Source organism: Xanthomonas sp. NCPPB 3761 (assembly GCF_041475705.2).
Taxonomy (GTDB): Bacteria; Pseudomonadota; Gammaproteobacteria; order Xanthomonadales; family Xanthomonadaceae; genus Xanthomonas; species Xanthomonas phaseoli.
The window spans coordinates 2,128,597-2,148,114 of the sequence record NZ_CM191262.1; the positions used below are offsets into that span (position 1 = coordinate 2,128,597).

Genomic DNA, 19,518 nt, shown 5'->3' on the forward strand with positions numbered 1-19,518 from the left:
CGGGCTCCTTCGTTTGAAAGTTTGTCTCTGTTGAAACAAAGGGCTGTCGAGTGATCTGGGGTCGGTAGGTGTTACCGCGGTGATCGCTTGGCGGAGATGATTGAAAGCTCGCGTGCGATTCGTATGTTCCCCCGCATGCGTCGTATCGAGTTTGGAGGACATCCCCATGCTTTTGGCAGACTTGAGTAGCGCGACTTACACAACTTCTTCGCCGCGATTGTTGTCCAAATATTCGGCTGCGGCCGATCTGGTTCTGCGCGTCTTCGACCTGACCATGGTTGTGGTGTCCGGCCTGGTCGCTTATCGCATCGTGTTTGGCTCCTGGGTGCCGGCAGCGCCGTATCGGCTGGCGATCGCGACCACGCTGCTGTATTCGGTGATCTGCTTTGCGCTGTTCCCGCTCTACCGCAGCTGGCGCGGCCGTGGACTGTTGAGCGAACTGATGGTGCTTGGCGGCGCGTTCGGCGGTGTGTTCGCGCTGTTTGCCGTGCATGCGCTGATTGTGCAGGTGGGCGAGCAGGTGTCGCGCGGATGGATCGGCTTGTGGTTCGTCGGTGGCCTGGCCTCGCTGGTGGCGGCACGCACGGTGTTGCGCGGCTTCCTGAACCATCTGCGTACCCAGGGCGTGGACGTGCAACGTGTGGTGGTGGTGGGCTTGCGTCACCCGGTGATGAAAATCAACCACTACCTGAGCCGTAACTCGTGGGTGGGCATGAACCTGGTCGGTTATTTCCGCACCCCCTACGACATTGCCGTGACGGAGCAGCGTCAGTCGTTGCCGTGCCTGGGCGAGCCGGATGCGTTGATCGACTATCTGAAGGAAAATCAGGTCGAGCAGGTGTGGATCTCGCTGCCGCTGGGCGAACGCGATCACATCAAGCAACTGTTGCAGCGCCTGGACCGTTACCCGATCAACGTCAAGCTGGTGCCTGACCTGTTCGATTTCGGTCTGCTCAATCAGTCTGGCGAGCAGATCGGCAACGTGCCGGTGATCAATCTGCGCCAGGGCGGTGTGGACCGCGACAATTACTTCGTGGTGGCCAAGGCGTTGCAGGACAAGATCCTGGCCGTGATCGCGCTGCTTGGCCTGTGGCCGCTGATGGCCGCCATTGCAGTGGGCGTCAAGTTGAGTTCGCCGGGCCCGGTGTTCTTCCGCCAGCGCCGTCATGGGCTGGGTGGCCGCGAGTTCTACATGTTCAAGTTCCGCTCGATGCGCGTGCATGACGACCATGGCACGACGATCCAGCAGGCGACGAAGAACGATGCACGTATCACGCGTTTCGGTGCGTTCCTGCGCCGTAGCAGCCTGGATGAATTGCCGCAGATCTTCAACGTGCTGGGTGGCAGCATGTCGATCGTCGGGCCGCGTCCGCACGCTGCGCAGCACAACACGCACTACGAGAAGCTGATCAACCATTACATGCAGCGTCACTACGTCAAGCCGGGCATCACCGGTTGGGCGCAGGTGAACGGGTTCCGTGGCGAAACCCCGGAACTGCGGACGATGAAGAAGCGTATCCAGTACGACCTCGACTATATCCGCCGTTGGTCGTTGTGGCTGGATATCCGCATCATCGTGCTGACCGCTGTACGCGTGCTCGGACAGAAGACCGCGTACTGATGATGGTGGGGAGCGTGCGAGCTGGCGCGTCCGGCGCCGCGGACGGCTGCATTGCAGCCGCTCCTTTCAAGCGGGCATATGCATGCTGATTCGAATGAGCGAGGAAACTCGCGTGCGCTGGCATAACCTGCTGATCGAGCTGACCTTGCTGGTCGGCGTGGGTTACAACCTGGTGCTGGCATTCATCAACGCGAACGTGTTCACCGTGCGCCCGGTGATCACCTACGCGGTCGAGTTCATGGTTTACGCGGCGTGCTTCCTGCTTGGCCTGGGTTCGTTGAGCCGCAAGCGCATTGCCCTGATCGTCAGCGGACTCGGGTTGATCGTCACGCTGATGTTCGTGCGGTTTTTGGTGAACTGGCAGATCGACCCCAAGTTCTTCCGCGACGCGCTGGTGGTGTTCGCCTTCGTCGTGCTTGGCTCAGCCTACACCGGCTCGGTGCCCAAGCTGTTCATCCGCATGACCATCATCGTGTCGCTGGTTGCCGCATTCGAGCTGGCGATGCCGGTCAAATACGGCGATCTGATCAATCCGAAGAGCTTCTTCGTCAACGCGCGCGGCATGAGCGCCGAAGGCTTTTGGAACGAAGACAGCAATCTGTTCGTCAGCGCCACCCGGCCAGGCGAACGTAACTTCCTGCCGGGCTCCAATTTGCCGCGCGCCTCTTCGATGTTCATCGAGCCGGTGACGATGGGTAACTACATCTGCTTCTTCACCGCGATCGTGCTGGTGTTCTCGCGTTGGATGCGACCGGCGGCGCTGATCCTGTCGGTGGGGTTGATCGGCTTCATGATCGTGGCCTCAGACGGACGATTGGCGGCGGGCACCTGTGTCTTGATGGTGCTGCTGACGCCGCTATTGAAACGGCTGGACCAGCGGCTAGCGTTCCTGGTGTTCCTGCTGGTGATCATGAGCGCGTGGCTGCTGGTCTGGGTCACGGGCATCACCGCATACCAGGACACCACGATGGGGCGCGTGTTCTTCACCGTTTATTCGATGAATAACCTGTCGTTCGAATCCTGGATGGGACTGGATTTTGCGCAGGCGTATCGTTACTTCGACAGTGGCATTTCGTACTTCATCGCATCGCAGTCGATCGTGGGCGTGCTGGCCTTCCTGCTGGCCTATTCGTTCCTGCTGCTGATGCCGAGCAAGGAAGGGCAGCTGTTCAAGAACTTGGCGATCTTCGCGTTCGCCTTGAGCTTGCTTGTCTCCAACGGCTACTTCTCGATCAAGACCTCGGCGTTGTGGTGGTTCGTCTGTGGCTGCATGTGGCACATGCTGCCGACCTGGTCTGCGTCCGGCACGCAGACTGCCCTGATCAAGGACGATCCAGCGGCAGATGGCGCGCAGCTGCCATTGCCTGCCGGAGCGGCACGGTGAGTGTGTCGGCAACGCCGGCATCGCCGTCGGCTTTGCCGGCCGCAGCCGCGCAGGTTGCAACAGGCGGTCGCGTCCGCGACCCGCGTATCGATGCAACCAAGGCCATTGCGATCCTGCTGGTGGTGTTCTGCCATGCCAAGGGCGTCCCACATGGCATGACCTTGTTCGCCTATAGCTTCCACGTGCCGCTGTTTTTCTTGGTATCCGGCTGGTTGGCAGCAGGTTATGCGTCGACCACGACTGGACTGGACAGGCGCTCGGTCGGCCGGCATATACGCAGCTTGCTGCTGCCGTATGTCACGTTCTACCTGCTTGGCTATGCCTACTGGTTGCTGACCCGCAATATCGGCGAAAAGGCTGCGCGCTGGGGAAGTCACCCGTGGTGGGAGCCGATCGTCGCCATGTTCACCGGTATTGGCCCGGACCTGTATGTGCAGCCTCCGCTGTGGTTCTTGCCCGTCATGTTGGTGACCGTGGTGAGCTACATGGTCTTGCGCCGGCTGATGTCGCCGTTCCTGATCGTGGGGCTGACATTGATCGTGGCATGGTTCTGGATGAACTGGTTCCCCGCCCAGCACGTGCGGATTTTTTTCGGTTTGGATGTGCTACCGGTGTCGCTCTGCTATTACGCATTGGGCGCCTTGCTGATCTACGTTTCGCCACGCCTGCCAATCTCCTTGGCCGGCAGCGCGCTGGCGACGGTCGTGTTGGCATTGGCGGTGGCCTGGTTGGCCGTCGCCAACGGGCGAATCGACGTCAACATGCTCGAATTCGGACGCAACCCCGCGCTGTTCCTGGTGAGCGCGTTGCTTGGTTCGTTGATGGTGATCTGCGCGGCGCGGCTGGTACAGCATTGGGCGTGGCTGCAGTGGATCGGCCGCAACACCTTGCTGATTCTCTGTACGCATATGTTGGTGTTCTTCGTGCTCTCCGGTGTTGCCGCTTTGGCTGGTGGATTTGGCGGTGCGCGTCCGGGGCTTGGTTGGGCGGTGTTTGTCACGCTGTTCGCATTGGCCGCCAGCGTGCCGCTGCGTTGGATCCTGATGCGCTTCGCGCCGTGGGCGCTGGGTGTGCGTCGGGTGGCGGCATGAGCGGCGCCTTGGCATGACAAGCGAATTCTCTTCACCGCACGCTGTGCGTGCCCATCACATGGCGGACGCCGAAACGGCGCCTGCGCGGACGCGCGACTGGCAGATCGACGCCGCCAAGGCGTTGGCCATCGCGCTGGTGGTGCTGGGCCATGCCAGCGGCATGCCGCCAGCGTACAAGCTGTTCGCTTACAGCTTCCATGTGCCGCTGTTTTTCGTGTTGTCGGGGTGGGTTGGCGAGCGTTTTGGACGGCGGGCATTGACGGGGGCATCGGTCGCAAAGCTGGCGCGCACGCTGCTGGTGCCGTATCTCGCGTTTTTCATGGTGGCCTATGCGCTGTGGTTGTTGACTGCTGCGATCGACGGGCATGCGGGTCATCCGCAGGCGCGCCCGTGGTGGCACCCGCTCACGGGATTGCTGTGGGCCAACGGGTCACGCCTGTATGTGCTTCCGGCGTTATGGTTCCTGCCCGCGCTATTTGTCACAACGCTGGCTTACATTGCGTTGCGTGCGCGATTGACTGCGTCTGCGGTGGCGGCGGTCAGTCTGCCGATCGCGCTGGCGTGGGCGGGCTGGTTTCCTTTGCTGCAGCAGCGCTTGCCGCTCGCGCTGGATGTGCTGCCGGTGGCGCTGTTCTTCATTGCAGTTGGCGGTTGGCTGGCGCGTTTCTTCGATGCGTTGCGATCGCTGCGCGCGCAGGTGTGGGCGCTTGCCTTGTTGCCGTTTGCTGCACTGTGGTGGTGGCTGGCGGGGTGGAACGGGCAGGTGGATGTGAACAACCTGCAGTTCGGGCAGTCGGCGGCCGTCTTCCTGCTGGTCAGTCTGCTCGGGACGGCGATGACGTTTTGCGTCGCCTATTTCATTCGGCGCCTGCGCTGGGTGCAATGGATTGGCACCAACACCTTGCTGATCCTGTGCACGCATACCCTGGTTTTCTTGGTGACCACCAGCGTGGTGGCGCGTACGGGCCTGGTCGCACGTAGCGCAATCGGTACACCTGCCTGGGCGTTGGGGCTGAGCGCTTTCGCGATTGCTGCAAGCGTGCCGATGCGCGCGGTGCTGGTGCTGGTCGCACCATGGATGTTGGGGTTGAAACGCAAATGACGAGTTTTCAGAATCATCAGCCGTCGCAGCAACAGAGTGCGCGCCGCTGGCAAAGGAGAGTGGCGTAATGAAAGTGGTGCATGTCGTCCGCCAATTCCATCCTTCGATCGGGGGCATGGAAGAGGTCGTTCTCAATGTTGCCCGCCAACATCAAGCCACCAGTGCCGACACGGTCGAGATCGTGACGCTGGATCGTGTGTTCACCGATCCCGGTGCGCAGCTTTCGGCGCAGGAGACGCACCAGGGGCTGCCGATCCGACGGATTGGCTACCGCGGCTCGTCGCGCTACCCGCTGGCGCCTTCAGTGCTCGGTGCGATTCGTTCGGCCGATGTCGTGCATGTGCATGGCATCGATTTTTTTTACGACTATCTGGCATTGACCAAGCCGCTGCACGGCAAGCCGATGGTGGTGTCCACGCACGGCGGGTTTTTCCATACCGCCTACGCATCGCGCATGAAACAACTGTGGTTCCAGACACTCACACGTACCTCGGCGCTGGCCTATGCTCGGGTGATCGCCACCAGCGAAAACGATGGCGATCTGTTCGCCAAGGTCGTGGCACCGGCGCGGCTGCGGGTGATCGAAAACGGCGTGGATGTAGACAAATATGCAGGGCAGGGAGCGACCGCGCCCGGTCGGACCATGCTGTATTTCGGGCGGTGGTCGGTCAACAAGGGGCTGATCGAAACCCTGGAGCTGTTGCAGGCAGCGCTCAAGCGCGACCCGCACTGGCGGCTGATCATTGCCGGCCGCGAGTACGATCTGAACGAAGCTGATCTGCGCAAGGCAATTGCCGAACGCGGGCTGCAGGACAAGGTGCAGCTGAGCATGTCGCCCTCGCAGGAGCAGTTGCGTGCATTGATGCAGCAGGCGCAGTTCTTCGTGTGCCTGTCGCGGCATGAAGGCTTTGGTATCGCGGCGGTCGAAGCGATGAGTGCGGGCTTGATTCCGATCCTCAGCGATATCCCGCCATTCGTGCGGCTCGCCAGCGAATCGGGCCAGGGCGTGATCGTTAACCGCGACAGGATCGAAGCGGCAGCAGATCAGGTGCAGGCGCTTGCGTTGCAGTCCGACAGCGATTTCGACACCCGTCGCGCGGCGTCCATGGCCTATGTGAGCCGCTATGACTGGAAGCACGTGGTCGGGCGCTACGTCGACGAATACCACGATGCTTTGGGTATTCCGCGTGTGCAGGAGGCTGTGCGATGAGCACGCTTGCTTCTGCGCCGATGACGCATGCGGCAACACAGCCACAGGTGACGGTGCTGTTTTCCACCGAAAAGCCCAATGCCAACACCAACCCGTACCTGACCCAGCTCTACGACGCGCTGCCTGCCGCAGTGCATCCGCGGTTCTTTTCGATGCGCGATGCATTGCTGTCGCGTTACGACGTTTTGCATCTGCATTGGCCCGAATACCTGCTGCGCCATCCGACCGCTGCCGGGACGTTGGCCAAGCAGGTCTGCGCGGCGTTGTTGTTGCTCAAGCTGCAGCTGACCGGCACGCCGGTGGTACGCACCTTGCACAATCTTGCGCCGCATGAGGACCGCGGCTGGCGCGAACGTAGCCTGCTGCGCTGGATCGACCGGCTGACGCGGCGCTGGATTCGCATCAATGCGACCACGCCGCCGCGTCCGCCGTTCACCGACACGATTCTGCACGGCCATTATCGCGACTGGTTCGCGACCATGGAGCAGGGCAGCACGGTGCCGGGGCGGCTGCTGCACTTTGGCCTGATCCGCCCGTACAAGGGCGTCGAAACCTTGCTGGAGGTCATGCGCGAGGTCGACGATACGCGTCTCAACCTGCGTATTGTCGGCAACCCGGCCACGCCGCAGATGCGCACCTTGGTGGAGGACGCCTGTGCGCAGGATCCGCGGATCAGCGCATTGCTGGCCTATGTGGAAGAGCCGGTGCTGGCGCGCGAAGTCAGCGCGGCCGAACTGGTGGTGTTGCCGTATCGGCAGATGCATAACTCCGGCACCTTGCTGCTGGCGCTGTCGCTGGCGCGTCCGGTGCTGGCGCCATGGAGCGAATCCAACGCGGCCATCGCCGAGGAAGTGGGCCCCGGTTGGGTGTTCCTGTACGAAGGCGAGTTCGATGCCGCGCTGCTGACCGGCATGCTGGACAAGGTGCGCGCTGCGCCACGCGGCCCGGCACCGGATCTCTCGCAGCGCGACTGGCCGCGGATCGGGCAATTGCATTACCGCACCTATCTGGAAGCGTTGGGTAAGGATGGAGACGCCGCGCTGTGACCGCTGAGACACCTACGATGACATCTTCCACACCGCCGCCACCGCCACAGCGCAGTCTTGGGTCGCGCGCTGCCGGTGGCGCAGCGGTGACCATGCTTGGCCAGTCGGCCAAGATGGTGGTGCAGTTCGGCGGCATCATCCTGTTGGCGCGTCTGCTGACGCCTTACGACTACGGTCTGATGGCGATGGTCACCGCCATCGTCGGCGCCGCCGAGATCCTGCGCGATTTCGGCCTGTCGGCCGCAGCCGTGCAAGCCAAGCAAGTCAGTCGCGAGCAGCGCGACAACCTGTTCTGGATCAACAGCGGCATTGGTCTGCTGCTGTCGCTGGTGGTGTTCGCCTCGGCGCATCTGATTGCCAACTTCTACAAGGAGCCGGCCCTGGTGACGATTTCCCAGGCGCTGGCGGTCACCTTCCTGATCAACGGCATGACCACGCAGTACCGCGCGCACCTGAGCCGCGGGCTGCGCTTCGGCCAGGTGGCGCTAAGCGACGTGGGCTCGCAGGTGCTCGGTCTTGGCGCGGCAGTTGCTGCTGCGCTGCTGGGCTGGGGCTACTGGGCGCTGGTGGTACAGCAGGTGGTGCAGGCCGGCGTCAATTTCATTATCGCCGCCAGCTGCGCGCGCTGGTTACCGGGTGGCTACCGGCGTTCGGCGCCGATGCGCGATTTCATGAGTTTCGGCTGGAACCTGATGGCAGCGCAGTTGCTCGGGTATGCCAGTCGCAACGTGGGCCAGGTCATCATCGGTTGGCGGACCGGACCAGACGCGCTGGGCTTGTACAACCGCGCATTCCAGCTGTTGATGATGCCGTTGAACCAGATCAATGCGCCTGCCACCAGCGTGGCGCTGCCCGTGTTGTCGCAGTTGCAGGACGACCGCGAGCGCTTTAGTGCCTTCCTGCTGCGCGGGCAGACCGTCATGGTGCACCTGATCTTTGCGCTGTTTGCGTTTGCCTGCGCACTGGCAATGCCGCTGATCGTGCTGGTACTGGGCGAGCAGTGGCGTGAGGCGGTGCCGCTGTTCCAGGTGCTGACACTGGGCGGTATCTTCCAGACGGCGGCCTATGCAACGTACTGGGTATTCCTTGCGCGCGGGCTGATGCGCGCGCAGCTGGTGTATTCGCTGGTCAGCCGCGTCCTGCTGATCGCCTGCATTTTCGTTGGTTCGCGCTGGGGCGCGATGGGTGTGGCGATCGGCTATTCGTTCGGTCTGTTGTTGACCTGGCCGCTGTCGCTGCTGTGGATCGGCAAGATTTCAGACGCGCCGGTCGGAGCTCTCTTCACCAATGCGTTGCGCGCCATGGTCGCCTACGGGGCGGCGGGTGGCTGTGCGTATTACGCCTCCATTACGGTGGGCGGCCCGCTGTGGGAGCAACTGGCTGTCGGCGCAGTGACGATGCTTGCCGTTTGCCTGCTTGCCTTGGCGATCTGGCCTGCATTCCGTCGCGATGTGATTGCCATCATCAACATCCGCAAGCTGCTGACCCAGGCAAAGGCACGTCGATGAGTCGACATTGTCTTCGCCTGCAGTTGGTCATGCTTTCTCTCACTCATTCATAGGACACGGCCCATGAGCGATATACCTGCCGCCGCTTCCGGCATCCGCCGGCCTTGCTATCTGGTCTTGTCCGCCCACGATTACCGCACGCCGCGGCGCGCCAATATCCACTTCATTACCGATCAACTGGCGTTGCGCGGGACCACGCGGTTCTTCTCGCTGCGTTACAGCCGGTTGTCGCGCATGAAGGGCGATATGCGGCTGCCGCTCGACGAAACCGCAAACACGGTCGTCTCGCACAAGGGCGTGGACTGCTACCTGTGGCGCACGACGGTGCATCCGTTCAATACGCGCCGTCCGTGGCTGAGGTCGGTCGAGGATGCGATGTTCCGTTGGTATGCCGCGCATCCGCCGCGCCAGCTACTCGACTGGATGCGCGAGGCCGACGTAATCGTGTTCGAAAGCGGCATTGCGGTCGCTTTCATCGAACTGGCCAAGCGCGTCAATCCTGCAGCCAAGCTGGTCTACCGCGCGTCAGACGGATTGAGCACGATCAATGTTGCGTCGTATATCGAGCGCGAGTTCGACCGCGTAGCGCCCAAGCTCGATGTGATTGCACTGGTCTCGCCGGCAATGGCAGAGGAGATCGTCAGCCGCGACAATGTCTATCACGTAGGCCATGGCGTCGATCACAACCTGGATCAACTCGGCGACCCGTCGCCGTACGGCGAGGGCATCCATGCAGTGGCGGTCGGTTCGATGTTGTTCGATCCGGAATTCTTCGTGGTTGCCAGCAAGGCCTTCCCGCAGGTGACGTTTCATGTAATCGGCTCGGGCATGGGCCGGCATCCGGGCTACGGCGATAACGTGGTGGTCTACGGCGAGATGAAGCATGCCGAGACCATTGGCTATATCAAACACGCGCGGTTCGGGATTGCGCCGTATGCCTCCGAGCAGGTGCCGGTCTACCTGGCCGACAGTTCGATGAAGTTGCTGCAATACGACTTTTTCGGCTTGCCTGCGGTGTGTCCGAACGCCGTGGTAGGGCCGTATCAGTCGCGTTTCGGCTACACTCCGGGCGACGCCGATTCTGTCGTTGCTGCAATCGGACGCGCCCTGGAAGCGCCGCGTGTGCGTTATCGCCAGTGCCTGAATTGGTCCGACACCACCGATCGCGTGCTGGACCCCGGGGCGTATCCGGAAACCCGTTTGTATCCACAGCAAAGCGCAGTGGTGCATGCCTCGTCGGAGGCTGCGCTCTCGCACTGATGCGGCGCACATTTTTTCATTAGGAGACTCATACGTTATGGCCAACGCCTTGCTGCAGAAATGGATAGAACATGCAGAACGTCGTGCGCTGTTCTGGTGGCAGCCCAAGAACGCTGGCGTGAATATGGGGGATCACCTGTCCAAGGTAATCGTCTCCTGCGTGCTGTCCTTGCAGGACAAAACGCTGATCGAGAAGCGGGATCTGAGCAAGAAGCTGATCGCGATCGGCTCGGTGCTGCACTTCGCCAAAGACGGCGACACCGTCTGGGGCAGTGGCATCAACGGCAAGATTCCTGCCGAGCGCAACACCTTCAGTACGCTCGATGTCCGCGCGGTGCGTGGGCCGAAGACGCGCAAGTTTCTGCTCGATCGCGGCATCGCCGTGCCGGAAGTGTATGGCGATCCTGGGCTGCTGACGCCGATGTTCTTTCCGGCCGATGCGCTTGGCGCGGTCAACAAGCGCCCGTTCGCCATCGTTCCGCACTTCAACGAGCCGGTCGAAAAGTACAGCGCGTACAAGGATCACCTGGTATTTCCCAACGTCAAGCCCGCAACCTTCATGAGCGCCTTGCTAGGCGCGGAGTTGGTGATCAGTAGCTCGCTGCACGGCCTGATCCTTGCCGAAGCCTATGGAATCCCGGCGGTGTACCTGGATTGGGGCAATGGCGAAGATCGCTTCAAGTACGACGACTACTACAACGGAACCGGGCGTCTGCAATGGCATTCCGGCAACAGCGTGGAAGAGTGTCTGCAACTGGGCGGCAACGGCGATTTCGATCTGGAAAAGCTGCAGGCGGGGCTGTTGGCTGCCTTCCCTTACGACCTTTGGTGATTGGATGACGCAGGGCCAGCGCGTGGATGTGGAAACAACGGGGATTGCCAGCGGAACCGCGCCGCCTGGTGTGGTGATTCCGTTAGGCGGCTTTCCGGTGTTGTCCACCACGCAGGAAGCCTTCGCGCTGGATCTGTTCCACGCGCTGGCCGCCCGTCAGCCGCAGCGGGTGTTCTTCGCCAATACCAATTTCATCGTGCAGTGCCAGTCGCTGCGGATGCGCATGCGCGAGCCCAGCGTGCGTATCGTCAACGACGGGATCGGCATGGATCTGGCTGCTCGGCTGATCCACGGCCGCCGCTTTGCCGGCAACCTCAATGGCACCGACCTGATTCCGTATCTGTGCCGTGAGAGTGCGCAGCCGCTGAAGTTCTTTCTGTTGGGCGGGCGTCCGGGTGTGGGCAAGACCGCTGCGGCGACGCTGACCGGAACCTTGGGGCAACAGGTGGTTGGCATGTGCGACGGCTATGGCGAATTTGCGGCGGCAGGCGAGGGCCTGGCCGAGCGCATCAATCGCTCCGGTGCCGATGTGCTGCTGGTGGCGTTCGGCAACCCACTGCAGGAGCGCTGGATCCTGGACCACAGCCACGCGCTGGCCGTGCCGCTGGTCTTTGGAGTGGGCGCGTTGCTCGATTTCTTGTCCGGTACCGCCAAGCGCGCGCCCGAGTGGGTGCGAGGCCTGCATATGGAGTGGATGTATCGGCTGCTCAACGAGCCACGCCGTTTGCTCAAGCGCTATAGCTGGGATCTGCTGGTGTTCTTCCGTACCTGTCTGCGCGCGGGAAAGCAGCTGCCCTGATGCAGCGCGGGCGTGTCTGGCCTAGCATGCACGCATGCATCCGACCGCCGCCGCCCTGATCCGCTCGCTGCAGCTCGCCCCGCATCCGGAAGGCGGACACTATCGCCGCGTCTATGCCTCCGCGCGTCAGGTAACCGACAACGGGCAGACCCGTCCGGCAATGACTGCCATCCGCTTCTTGTTAAATGCAGGCGAATGCAGTGCGTGGCACCGCGTGGATGCGGAAGAAACCTGGCACTGGCAGCTGGGCGATGCGTTGGAACTGCTGATCTACGACACCTGCACCGAGCAAGTGCAGCGCGTGATCGTGGATGCCGCCGAACGCGGCGAACCAATGCATGTGGTGCCGGCAGGCTGTTGGCAAGCGGCACGCTCGCTCGGCGACTTCACCTTGGTGGGCTGCACGGTGTCGCCGGGATTTGTCTGGGAGGGCTTTGCGCTGCTCGACGAGGCTTCGCCGTTGGCCGCACACCTGGCGACGCTGCTGCCACGCTAACCGTCGACTGCGAGTTCGGCCAAACGCTTCCCTAACGCGGCCGCTGCCGGCTTGGCGTACTGTCCGCCTCAAACAGGGGCGACACACCATGCAACGCAAGGCCGCGGGATGGGGAATGGGGGTGATGTTGGTGTCGCTGCTGGCGACCGCCGGTGAAGCCGTGCCGCCCAAGGCGGCGGCGCCGGCACCGGCCGTGGTGGATCTGGAAGCCATGGTCGTGCGCGGCGTGCAGCCCGGGCCGGGCTTGTGGAAGGTCAGCAAGGGCGATCATGTGTTGTGGATCCTGGGTACCTTGTCGCCATTGCCAAGGCGACTGCAGTGGCAGTCGACCGAGGTGGAAACCATCATCGGCCAGTCCCAGCAGGTGCTGGAAGCGCCAACCGTGCAGGTGGATGCGGACATGAGATTCTTCGGCAAGCTGACCTTGCTGCCGTCGGCCATGCAAGCGATGAAGAACGAAGACGGACGCGAGCTGCGCGATATCTTGCCGGCCGACCTGTATGCGCGCTGGAGCGTGTCCAAGGCGCGCTATCTCGGCAGCGACCGCGGCGTGGAGCGCAAGCGCCCGATGCTGGCTGCCGGCGAGTTGTATCAGGCGGCGATCAAGCGCTCCGGCCTGGCCCGTTCGCCGGTGGTTTGGCCAGTGGTGGAACGCGCCGCCAAGCGTGCGGGCATCAAACCCACACCGACCGCACTGGACTACAAGATCAAGGACCCGCGCCAGGCGCTCAAGGAATTTCGGGCCGGCGGAATGGACGATACCGCGTGTTTCCGTAGCATCCTGGTGACGGTGGAACGCGACCTGCCGACGATGGTGGAGCGCGCCAATGCCTGGTCGGTGGGCGATATCGAGGCCTTGCGTCAGCTGCCGCGCGAAGACCCGCAGGCCGCCTGCATGGGCGCAATGGCCAGCTCCGCTGCTGCAAAGAAACACGGCATCGACGATCTGGAACGGCGCATGCGCGAGCATTGGCTGGGCATCGCCACCGCCGCGCTGCAACGCAATCGCAGCACGTTCGCGGTGCTGCCGATCAGTCGGTTGACCGCGCCGGATGGCTATCTGGCACGCCTGCAAGCGCTGGGCTATGAGGTGCAAGCGCCTTGATCGCCTGACGCGCAGGACGGCGCGCATACGCCCCAGGCACGTCTGCACACGCGAGTGCCTGCTGCGTTGCGCCGGCGATGCGGGTTGTGCAGCGCTTGCAGCCGTTTGAAGCAGTGCTTGCCGCGCCCGATCGCCGCAGCCGTGTCGCGCTCCGCCCGGACGGCACCGCGATCGCGCAGGGCGACTGGCCGTGCGGGGGTTAGGCCGGCCGTTCCTGCCACGGTATGCTGCGCGCCTTCTTTGCCGAGAGCTTCGTGTTGAACGCATTGCCGCTACGCATCCTGGGCACCGGACGCCATGTCCCGGCGCGCGAAGTCAGCTCGGGCGAGTTGGACGCGCGCTGGCAGTTGCCGGCCGGAACCACGGCCGCACGCCTGGGGGTTGTCACCCGCCACTACGTGGGCGAGGGCGAGACGGCATCGTCGATGGGAGCGGCCGCGGCGCAGCAGGCGTTGGACAATGCCGGCATCGACGGCAGCCAGATCGATTGCCTGATCTCGGCTTGTGCGGTCATGGAGCAACCAATTCCCTGTCAGGCGGTGCTGATCCAGCGCGCATTGGGGTTGGGCGATTCCGGCATTCCCGCATTCGATGTCAATGCCACCTGCCTGAGTTTCCTGGTGGCGCTGGACATGGCCGCCAATGCGCTGGCCCTGGGCCGCTATCGGCGCGTGTTGATCGTCTCCAGCGAAGTGGCCTCGGCTGGGCTGGACGATGCCAACCCCGGCACGGCGGGATTGTTCGGCGATGGTGCCGCCGCGGTCGTGGTCGGGCGCAGCACTGCAGAGCAGGGCTCGGCGTTGCTGTCCAGCCGCCTTGCCAGTTATGGCAACGGCGCGGACCTGTGTCGCATCGGCGGCGGCGGCACCCGCGCGCCGCACGGAGAAGCAAGCGCACCCGCCGCTTCGCGCCTGTTCTGGATGGATGGCCGCGGCGCGTATCGCTTTGCCGCGCGTCACCTGCCGGCGTTCTGGACGCAGCTGCTGGACGAGGCGGGAATTGCGGCCACTGCGTTGCACTGGCTGGTGCCGCACCAGGCCTCCGGTGGCGGCCTGGATCATGTGGTGCAGGCGCTGGGGCTGCGTGCCGAGCAGGTGGTGCGCATCCTGCCGACCACCGGCAACCAGGTGGCCGCCTCGTTGCCGCATGCCTTGCATCATGCGGTGGTGGGTCGGCAACCGCAGCGCGGCGAGCTGGTCGCCTTGCTCGGCACCGGCGCCGGCTTGGCGATCGGCGGCATGGTGTTGCGCTACTGATGGCGCCGCGTGTTTCCCTCGAGCTGCTGCGCATCGGCCATTGCCGACATTGCGAACGCATGGTGCGCGCCGATGGGCATTGGCACGCGGTCGAGTTTCCAGCCTTGAGCGTGCTGATTCGGCATCCACAGCGTGGCGCGCTGCTCTACGACACCGGCTATGCGGAGCATTTTTTTCGCGCCACTGATCCGTGGCCGGAGCGCCTGTATCGCTGGACCACGCCGGTGACGCTGCCGGCGCACGAAACCCTGGGCGCGCAACTGGCGCGTCGCGACGTGCAGCTGGACGAGATCGCCTGGTGTCTGATTTCGCACTTCCACGCCGACCATATCGGTGGCCTGCGCGATCTGCCGAATGCGCGCTTCATCTGCCTGCGCGCGGATTATCAGCAGCTGCGCAGCTGCTCGCGCGTGGGCGGGTTGCGCCGCGCCTTGCTGCCGCAGCTGTTGCCCGACGACTTCGACCAGCGCCTGCAGTTTGCCGACCAGGCACCGCAGCGCGCGTTGACTGGAGCCTGGCAGGAGCTCGGCCCGGCCTACGATCTGTTCGAGGACGGCAGCGTGCTCGCGGTACCGCTACCCGGGCACGTGCCCGGCCAGATGGGGTTGTGGCTACGCGACCAGCACGGCCGCGAGGTGTTGCTGTGTGCGGACGCGGTGTGGTCCTCGGCCACCTGGGCCTCGCTGCAATGGCCAGCCTGGCCCACGCGTTTGCTGATGCACGACTGGCACGCATTCCAGCGCACCGTGCGGCAACTGCACGTTCTGTCGCAGGCGCACCCGGAGCTGGTCATCCTGCCTTCGCATTGCCAGCCCAGTCTTGACCGTTATCAGCCGGAGTGGCGATGAGCCTGCGCATTCTCGTGACCGGTGCATCCGGTTTTGTCGGTGGCTCATTCCTGCGGCGTTTCCAGGGGCGGCCCGGTGTGGAGATCCATGGCATCGGGCGGCGCGCCAGCGATCTGCCCAACTACCATCGCATTGATCTGAGCCAACCGTTCGCGCTGGACTGGCGACCGGATGTGGTGATCCATGCGGCCGCGCTGGCCTCGCCGTGGGGAACGCGCGCGCAGTTCCACCAGCACAACGTGCAGGCCACCGCCAACGTCATCGACTTCTGCAAGCGGCACGGTTGCCCGCGTCTGCTGTATGTCTCCTCCAGTTCGGTGTTCTATCGCGAAGCGCATCAATACGACCTGGATGAAGACAGCCCGATCGGCCCGGCGTTCGTCAATACCTACGCACGAACCAAATATCTTGGCGAAACCCTGCTCGACGACTATCCCGGGGAAAAGAGCGTGTTGCGCCCGCGTGCGGTGTTCGGGCCCGGCGATACGGTGCTTTTTCCACGCGTGATCGCCGCCGCGCGCAAGGGTGCCTTGCCACGTTTTGTCGGCCAGACCGAACCGGTAATCGGCGACCTGATCTATATCGATACGCTGTGCGATTACCTGTACCGCGCGGCCACCGCGCCGCAGTTGCAGCCGGCGTACAACCTCACCAACGCACACCCGGTGGACCTGCAGCACTTGTTGCTGGAGGTGCTGGCGCGTCTGCAACTGCCGTTGCCGCGGCGCGAGGTACGCATCGGCACCGCATTGCGCATGGCCAGCGTGGTGGAGGCGGTGTATCGCGGGCTGCGGCTGCGGAGCGAGCCGCCGATCACGCGCTTTGGCGTTGGCGTGTTCGCGTACTCCAAAACCTTCGATCCGCGCCGCACGCTGGCCGATCTTGGCCCGCCCAGTGTCGGCCTGGACGAGGGCGTGGACGCCTTCGTGCGTTGGCAGGCAGCGCAGTGGGCCTGATCGTCCCCATCCTGGCGGCGCTGTATCTGGCCGTGCTGCTGGTCAAGACGGTGGCCGTGCTGTGGATCATGCGTGGCGAACGCAGGAGGTCAGCGCGCAGTGCCATTGCAACCCCGGCCGACGTGGCGATCCTGCAGCCGATTCTTGGTGGCGATGCGCACCTGCAAGAGGTGCTCAGCGCCAACGTGCAGGCATTGCCGCAGGCGCAGTTCGTCTGGTTGCTGGATGCCGACGATGGCCCGGGAAACGCCGCTGCCGATGCAGTCGTTGCGCACTATCCGCAGCGGCGTATCGCGCGCCTGCTGGTGCCGGCGGCACCAGCAGGCATCAACCCCAAGGCGTGGAAACTCGATTACGCGTTGCCGCACATCGATGCGCCTGTCAGCCTGATTCTCGACGACGATGCGCATCTGGGCGGACATGCGCTGTCGCAACTGTTGTCGGACCTCACGCATGCCGATGTCGTCACCGCGCTGCCGCATTACCGCGACAGCACCACGCTGGCCGGGCGCCTGTTGGCGCAGTTCGTCAACAACAATGCCGCGCTCACATACTTGGGGTGGCTGCCATTCGCAGCGCCGCTGACCATCAATGGCATGTGCTACGCCGCGCGTACCGAACAGCTGCGCCGCTGGGGCGGCTTTACCGCATTGCTGGAGCAACTGACCGACGATCTGGCCTTCGCGACCCTGGTGCGCGACCGCGGCGGGCGACTCTGGCAATCCACTGCGCCGGTGGCGATGCGTACCGCCATGCCCGACCTGCGTGGCTATGTGCGCCAGATGCATCGCTGGATGCTGTTCGCAACGATCCTGCTAGGCCGTCAACGCCTGCGCGTACGCAGTGCCATCGGCGTGTTGCAGGGGCTGCCGCCGGTGCTGCTGGTGGCCATGCTGGTTTGCGCTTGCGTGCAGCACACCTGGCCGGCTGCATTGTGCGTATTGATCGTCTTGCTGGCGCGCGCGTTGCTGCTGTGCGGTGTGCAGTGGCGCGTCACCGGCGCCGTTCGCCATCGCCTGCTGGTGTCGCTCTGCGCCGAATGTCTGCAGCCGTTGCATCTGCTGCACGCCGCGCTGGTGCGCACGATCCGCTGGCGCACGCGGCGCTACCGCGTGTTAGCCAATGGGTGCTTTCGTGCAGAGTGAGTCGGGTCCGCTGCAGATCGCCTTCCTCACCGGGCAGAGCGATCCGGCAAGCTGCGCCTTGAGTGCGGAGCAGGGCGCATTTCTGCGAGAGCTGCGGGGCACGGGCAGGCAGTTGGTGGACTGCAATTACCCGTACCGCCGAAACAACGTGCCGCACCAGCGCACGCCGTTATGGCGTGCCAGCCTGTCCAATGCGCGGCAGTATCTTGCGGCCCGGCATGCCCGCCTTGCCGAGGCCGATCGCAAGCGTGTGCATGCGCTGCTGGAACAGGCGCCGATGACGCTGCTTCTTGCCGGCAGCTGCGGGCTGCAGCTGCTGACCGCTTTGCAGTTGCCGGATGCGTTGCGCGCACGTCTGGCGGTTTTTGCGTACGGCCCGGTGTGCGATGCGCCTGCAGTATTCGGCCAGCTGCGCGTGGTACAGGGCCGCAGCGACTGGATCTCTCGAACATTGTTCGATGGGCACGTCGATGCGAGGCCTGCGTGCGGACACATGGCGTACCTGCGCAACGCCGAGGTGCTTGCCGAGTGCCAGCGCTTCCTCGCGCAGATCGAACGGACGCGACATGGCGCAGCGCATGCGCATTGATCTGATCGCACCGCCCTACAGCGGCCATCTGCATCCCATCCTGGCAATCGCGCAACAACTCAGCGCGCAGCACCAGGTCTGCGTCATCAGTACGCCTGCCGCCCAGGCGCGCATCGAAGCATGTGGGCTCACCGCTGCCAGCGCGCTGGACGCGCACGCCGATCGCTTGCTGCTTTCCATCGCCAACCCGCCGCATGCCGTGGGCCACAACCCCGTGCGCCTGCGTCGGCAGTTGCACCATGCGCTCGGGCTCATGGCGCAGCTGGGCGAAGTGCTACAGCAGCGCTGGCGCGAGCGGCGGCCGGATCTGGTGATCGTCGACTTCACCCTGCCCAGCGCAGGACTGGCCGCACAGGCGATGGGCATCGCCTGGTGGACCAGCATGCCGTCGCCGTGCGTGATCGAAACCACGGATGGGCCGCCCGCATACATTGGTGGATTGCTGCCTGCGACCACGCCCTTGCAGCGTGTCTGGCATGCAGCGGCGCGCCGGCTCACGCGTGCTTTCAAACGGACCCTGCACCTGTGCTATCGGCGCCAGATGCGCGCGTGCGGGTTGCCGGCGATCTATCGCAGCGATCGCAGCGAGACGGTGTATTCGCCGCAGTGCATCCTGGCCCTGGGAGTACCGTCGTTCGAGCTGGCGCAGCATTGGCCGGCGGCAGTGCGCTTCGTCGGGCCGCAGTTGTGCACGCCGCCTTCGTCGGTGACGGCGCCTACCTTCGTCCACGGTCGCCGACATGTGCTGGTGACGCTGGGCACGCATCTGCAATGGGTCAAGCAGCGCATGGATGGCGTGTTGCGCGCGCTGGCGCCGCAGTTCCCGGAGGTGATTTTCCATTTCAGCGACGGCGACACCGGCGCTCCGCCGCAGCCGGGGCAGGGCAATTATCAGCGGCTGCCCTATGTGGATTACGCACAGCACCTGCACCGCTACGCATTGGTGATCCATCACGGCGGTGCCGGCATTCTCTACGCCTGCCTTGCCGCGGGATTGCCGGCCATCGTCTACCCGCTGGACTACGACCAGTTCGATCACGCCGCGCGCCTGCAGGTAGCGGGCGCTGCCTGGTGGTTGCGCGATCTGGATGGCTTGCCGGCGTTGCTGCGTCAGGCGCTCGGCGCCGGCGAGGTGCCACGCGGCGTGCGTCGCCTGCAGGCGGAGCTACAGCTGATCCAATCGCAGGCGCGCATCGCGCACCTGGTGGAGGATTTCGCGCAGACTGGCGCAGTGCCGCCGGTGTAATGCGGCACGCGCCACAACGAGCCT

Annotated in this window: 18 protein-coding genes; all 18 read left to right on the forward strand. The window is 64.0% G+C overall.

The genetic code is table 11. From position 1 onward, the window contains the following. Positions 1-166 precede the first annotated feature (166 nt). The 18 genes from ACCQ00_RS09405 to ACCQ00_RS09490 all read left to right on the forward strand — a co-directional run bounded on the left by ACCQ00_RS09405 (position 167) and on the right by ACCQ00_RS09490 (position 19,494). Positions 167-1,621: an undecaprenyl-phosphate glucose phosphotransferase gene (locus ACCQ00_RS09405; protein ID WP_005920304.1), complete on the forward strand. Its 1,455-nt coding sequence runs from the start codon at positions 167-169 to the stop codon at positions 1,619-1,621. A 94-nt stretch (positions 1,622-1,715) separates the two neighbouring features. After that, entirely contained in the window at positions 1,716-3,005 is a 1,290-nt protein-coding gene (locus ACCQ00_RS09410; protein WP_052756680.1) for a hypothetical protein, read from the forward strand. Beyond that, positions 3,002-4,096, forward strand: coding sequence for an acyltransferase family protein (locus tag ACCQ00_RS09415; protein ID WP_039568838.1), 1,095 nt, complete (start codon positions 3,002-3,004; stop codon positions 4,094-4,096). The genes ACCQ00_RS09410 and ACCQ00_RS09415 overlap by 4 nt, the downstream gene beginning before the upstream one ends. A gap of 13 nt (positions 4,097-4,109) precedes the next feature. Continuing rightward, positions 4,110-5,198 (forward strand): acyltransferase family protein, encoded by a 1,089-nt coding sequence (locus ACCQ00_RS09420; protein WP_039568834.1) that lies wholly within the window; start codon positions 4,110-4,112, stop codon positions 5,196-5,198. Positions 5,199-5,265: 67 nt separating this feature from the next. Then, positions 5,266-6,408 carry a glycosyltransferase family 4 protein gene (locus ACCQ00_RS09425; RefSeq protein WP_039568831.1) on the forward strand — a complete coding sequence of 381 codons (1,143 nt, stop codon included), beginning with the start codon at positions 5,266-5,268 and terminating at the stop codon, positions 6,406-6,408. Then, positions 6,405-7,454, forward strand: coding sequence for a glycosyltransferase (locus ACCQ00_RS09430; protein ID WP_039568830.1), 1,050 nt, complete (start codon positions 6,405-6,407; stop codon positions 7,452-7,454). Before ACCQ00_RS09425 ends, ACCQ00_RS09430 begins: the two co-directional genes overlap by 4 nt. Before the next feature lie 17 nt (positions 7,455-7,471). Continuing rightward, a complete protein-coding gene (locus tag ACCQ00_RS09435) occupies positions 7,472-8,962 on the forward strand; it encodes a lipopolysaccharide biosynthesis protein (RefSeq protein WP_039568828.1) in 1,491 nt (496 codons plus the stop codon). A 63-nt stretch (positions 8,963-9,025) separates the two neighbouring features. Next, positions 9,026-10,222 carry a GumK N-terminal domain-containing glycosyltransferase gene (locus ACCQ00_RS09440; RefSeq protein WP_039568826.1) on the forward strand — a complete coding sequence of 399 codons (1,197 nt, stop codon included), beginning with the start codon at positions 9,026-9,028 and terminating at the stop codon, positions 10,220-10,222. 37 nt (positions 10,223-10,259) lie between these two features. Then, on the forward strand, positions 10,260-11,054 hold the full coding sequence (locus ACCQ00_RS09445) for a polysaccharide pyruvyl transferase family protein (protein ID WP_039568823.1): 795 nt from the start codon (positions 10,260-10,262) through the stop codon (positions 11,052-11,054). Positions 11,055-11,058: 4 nt separating this feature from the next. Beyond that, positions 11,059-11,853 carry a WecB/TagA/CpsF family glycosyltransferase gene (locus tag ACCQ00_RS09450; protein ID WP_039568820.1) on the forward strand — a complete coding sequence of 265 codons (795 nt, stop codon included), beginning with the start codon at positions 11,059-11,061 and terminating at the stop codon, positions 11,851-11,853. 34 nt (positions 11,854-11,887) lie between these two features. Next, complete coding sequence (locus ACCQ00_RS09455) at positions 11,888-12,349, forward strand: cupin domain-containing protein (RefSeq protein WP_039568819.1); 462 nt, start codon at positions 11,888-11,890, stop codon at positions 12,347-12,349. Between the two features lie 88 nt (positions 12,350-12,437). Then, complete coding sequence (locus ACCQ00_RS09460; protein ID WP_372354115.1) at positions 12,438-13,454, forward strand: TraB/GumN family protein; 1,017 nt, start codon at positions 12,438-12,440, stop codon at positions 13,452-13,454. A gap of 224 nt (positions 13,455-13,678) precedes the next feature. Further along, complete coding sequence (locus tag ACCQ00_RS09465; protein WP_039568814.1) at positions 13,679-14,710, forward strand: 3-oxoacyl-[acyl-carrier-protein] synthase III C-terminal domain-containing protein; 1,032 nt, start codon at positions 13,679-13,681, stop codon at positions 14,708-14,710. After that, a complete protein-coding gene (locus ACCQ00_RS09470; RefSeq protein ID WP_039568812.1) occupies positions 14,710-15,558 on the forward strand; it encodes an MBL fold metallo-hydrolase in 849 nt (282 codons plus the stop codon). Before ACCQ00_RS09465 ends, ACCQ00_RS09470 begins: the two co-directional genes overlap by 1 nt. Beyond that, positions 15,555-16,514, forward strand: a complete 960-nt coding sequence (locus ACCQ00_RS09475; RefSeq protein ID WP_039568810.1) for an NAD-dependent epimerase/dehydratase family protein — start codon at positions 15,555-15,557, stop codon at positions 16,512-16,514. The genes ACCQ00_RS09470 and ACCQ00_RS09475 overlap by 4 nt, the downstream gene beginning before the upstream one ends. After that, the gene (locus ACCQ00_RS09480; protein WP_039568878.1) at positions 16,505-17,659 is read left to right on the forward strand and encodes a glycosyltransferase family 2 protein; all 1,155 of its coding nucleotides are present in this window, start codon (positions 16,505-16,507) and stop codon (positions 17,657-17,659) included. The genes ACCQ00_RS09475 and ACCQ00_RS09480 overlap by 10 nt, the downstream gene beginning before the upstream one ends. Further along, positions 17,637-18,248: a hypothetical protein gene (locus ACCQ00_RS09485; protein ID WP_017157099.1), complete on the forward strand. Its 612-nt coding sequence runs from the start codon at positions 17,637-17,639 to the stop codon at positions 18,246-18,248. Before ACCQ00_RS09480 ends, ACCQ00_RS09485 begins: the two co-directional genes overlap by 23 nt. Then, on the forward strand, positions 18,226-19,494 hold the full coding sequence (locus ACCQ00_RS09490; RefSeq protein WP_099770686.1) for a glycosyltransferase: 1,269 nt from the start codon (positions 18,226-18,228) through the stop codon (positions 19,492-19,494). Before ACCQ00_RS09485 ends, ACCQ00_RS09490 begins: the two co-directional genes overlap by 23 nt. The last annotated feature ends 24 nt before the right edge of the window (positions 19,495-19,518 follow it).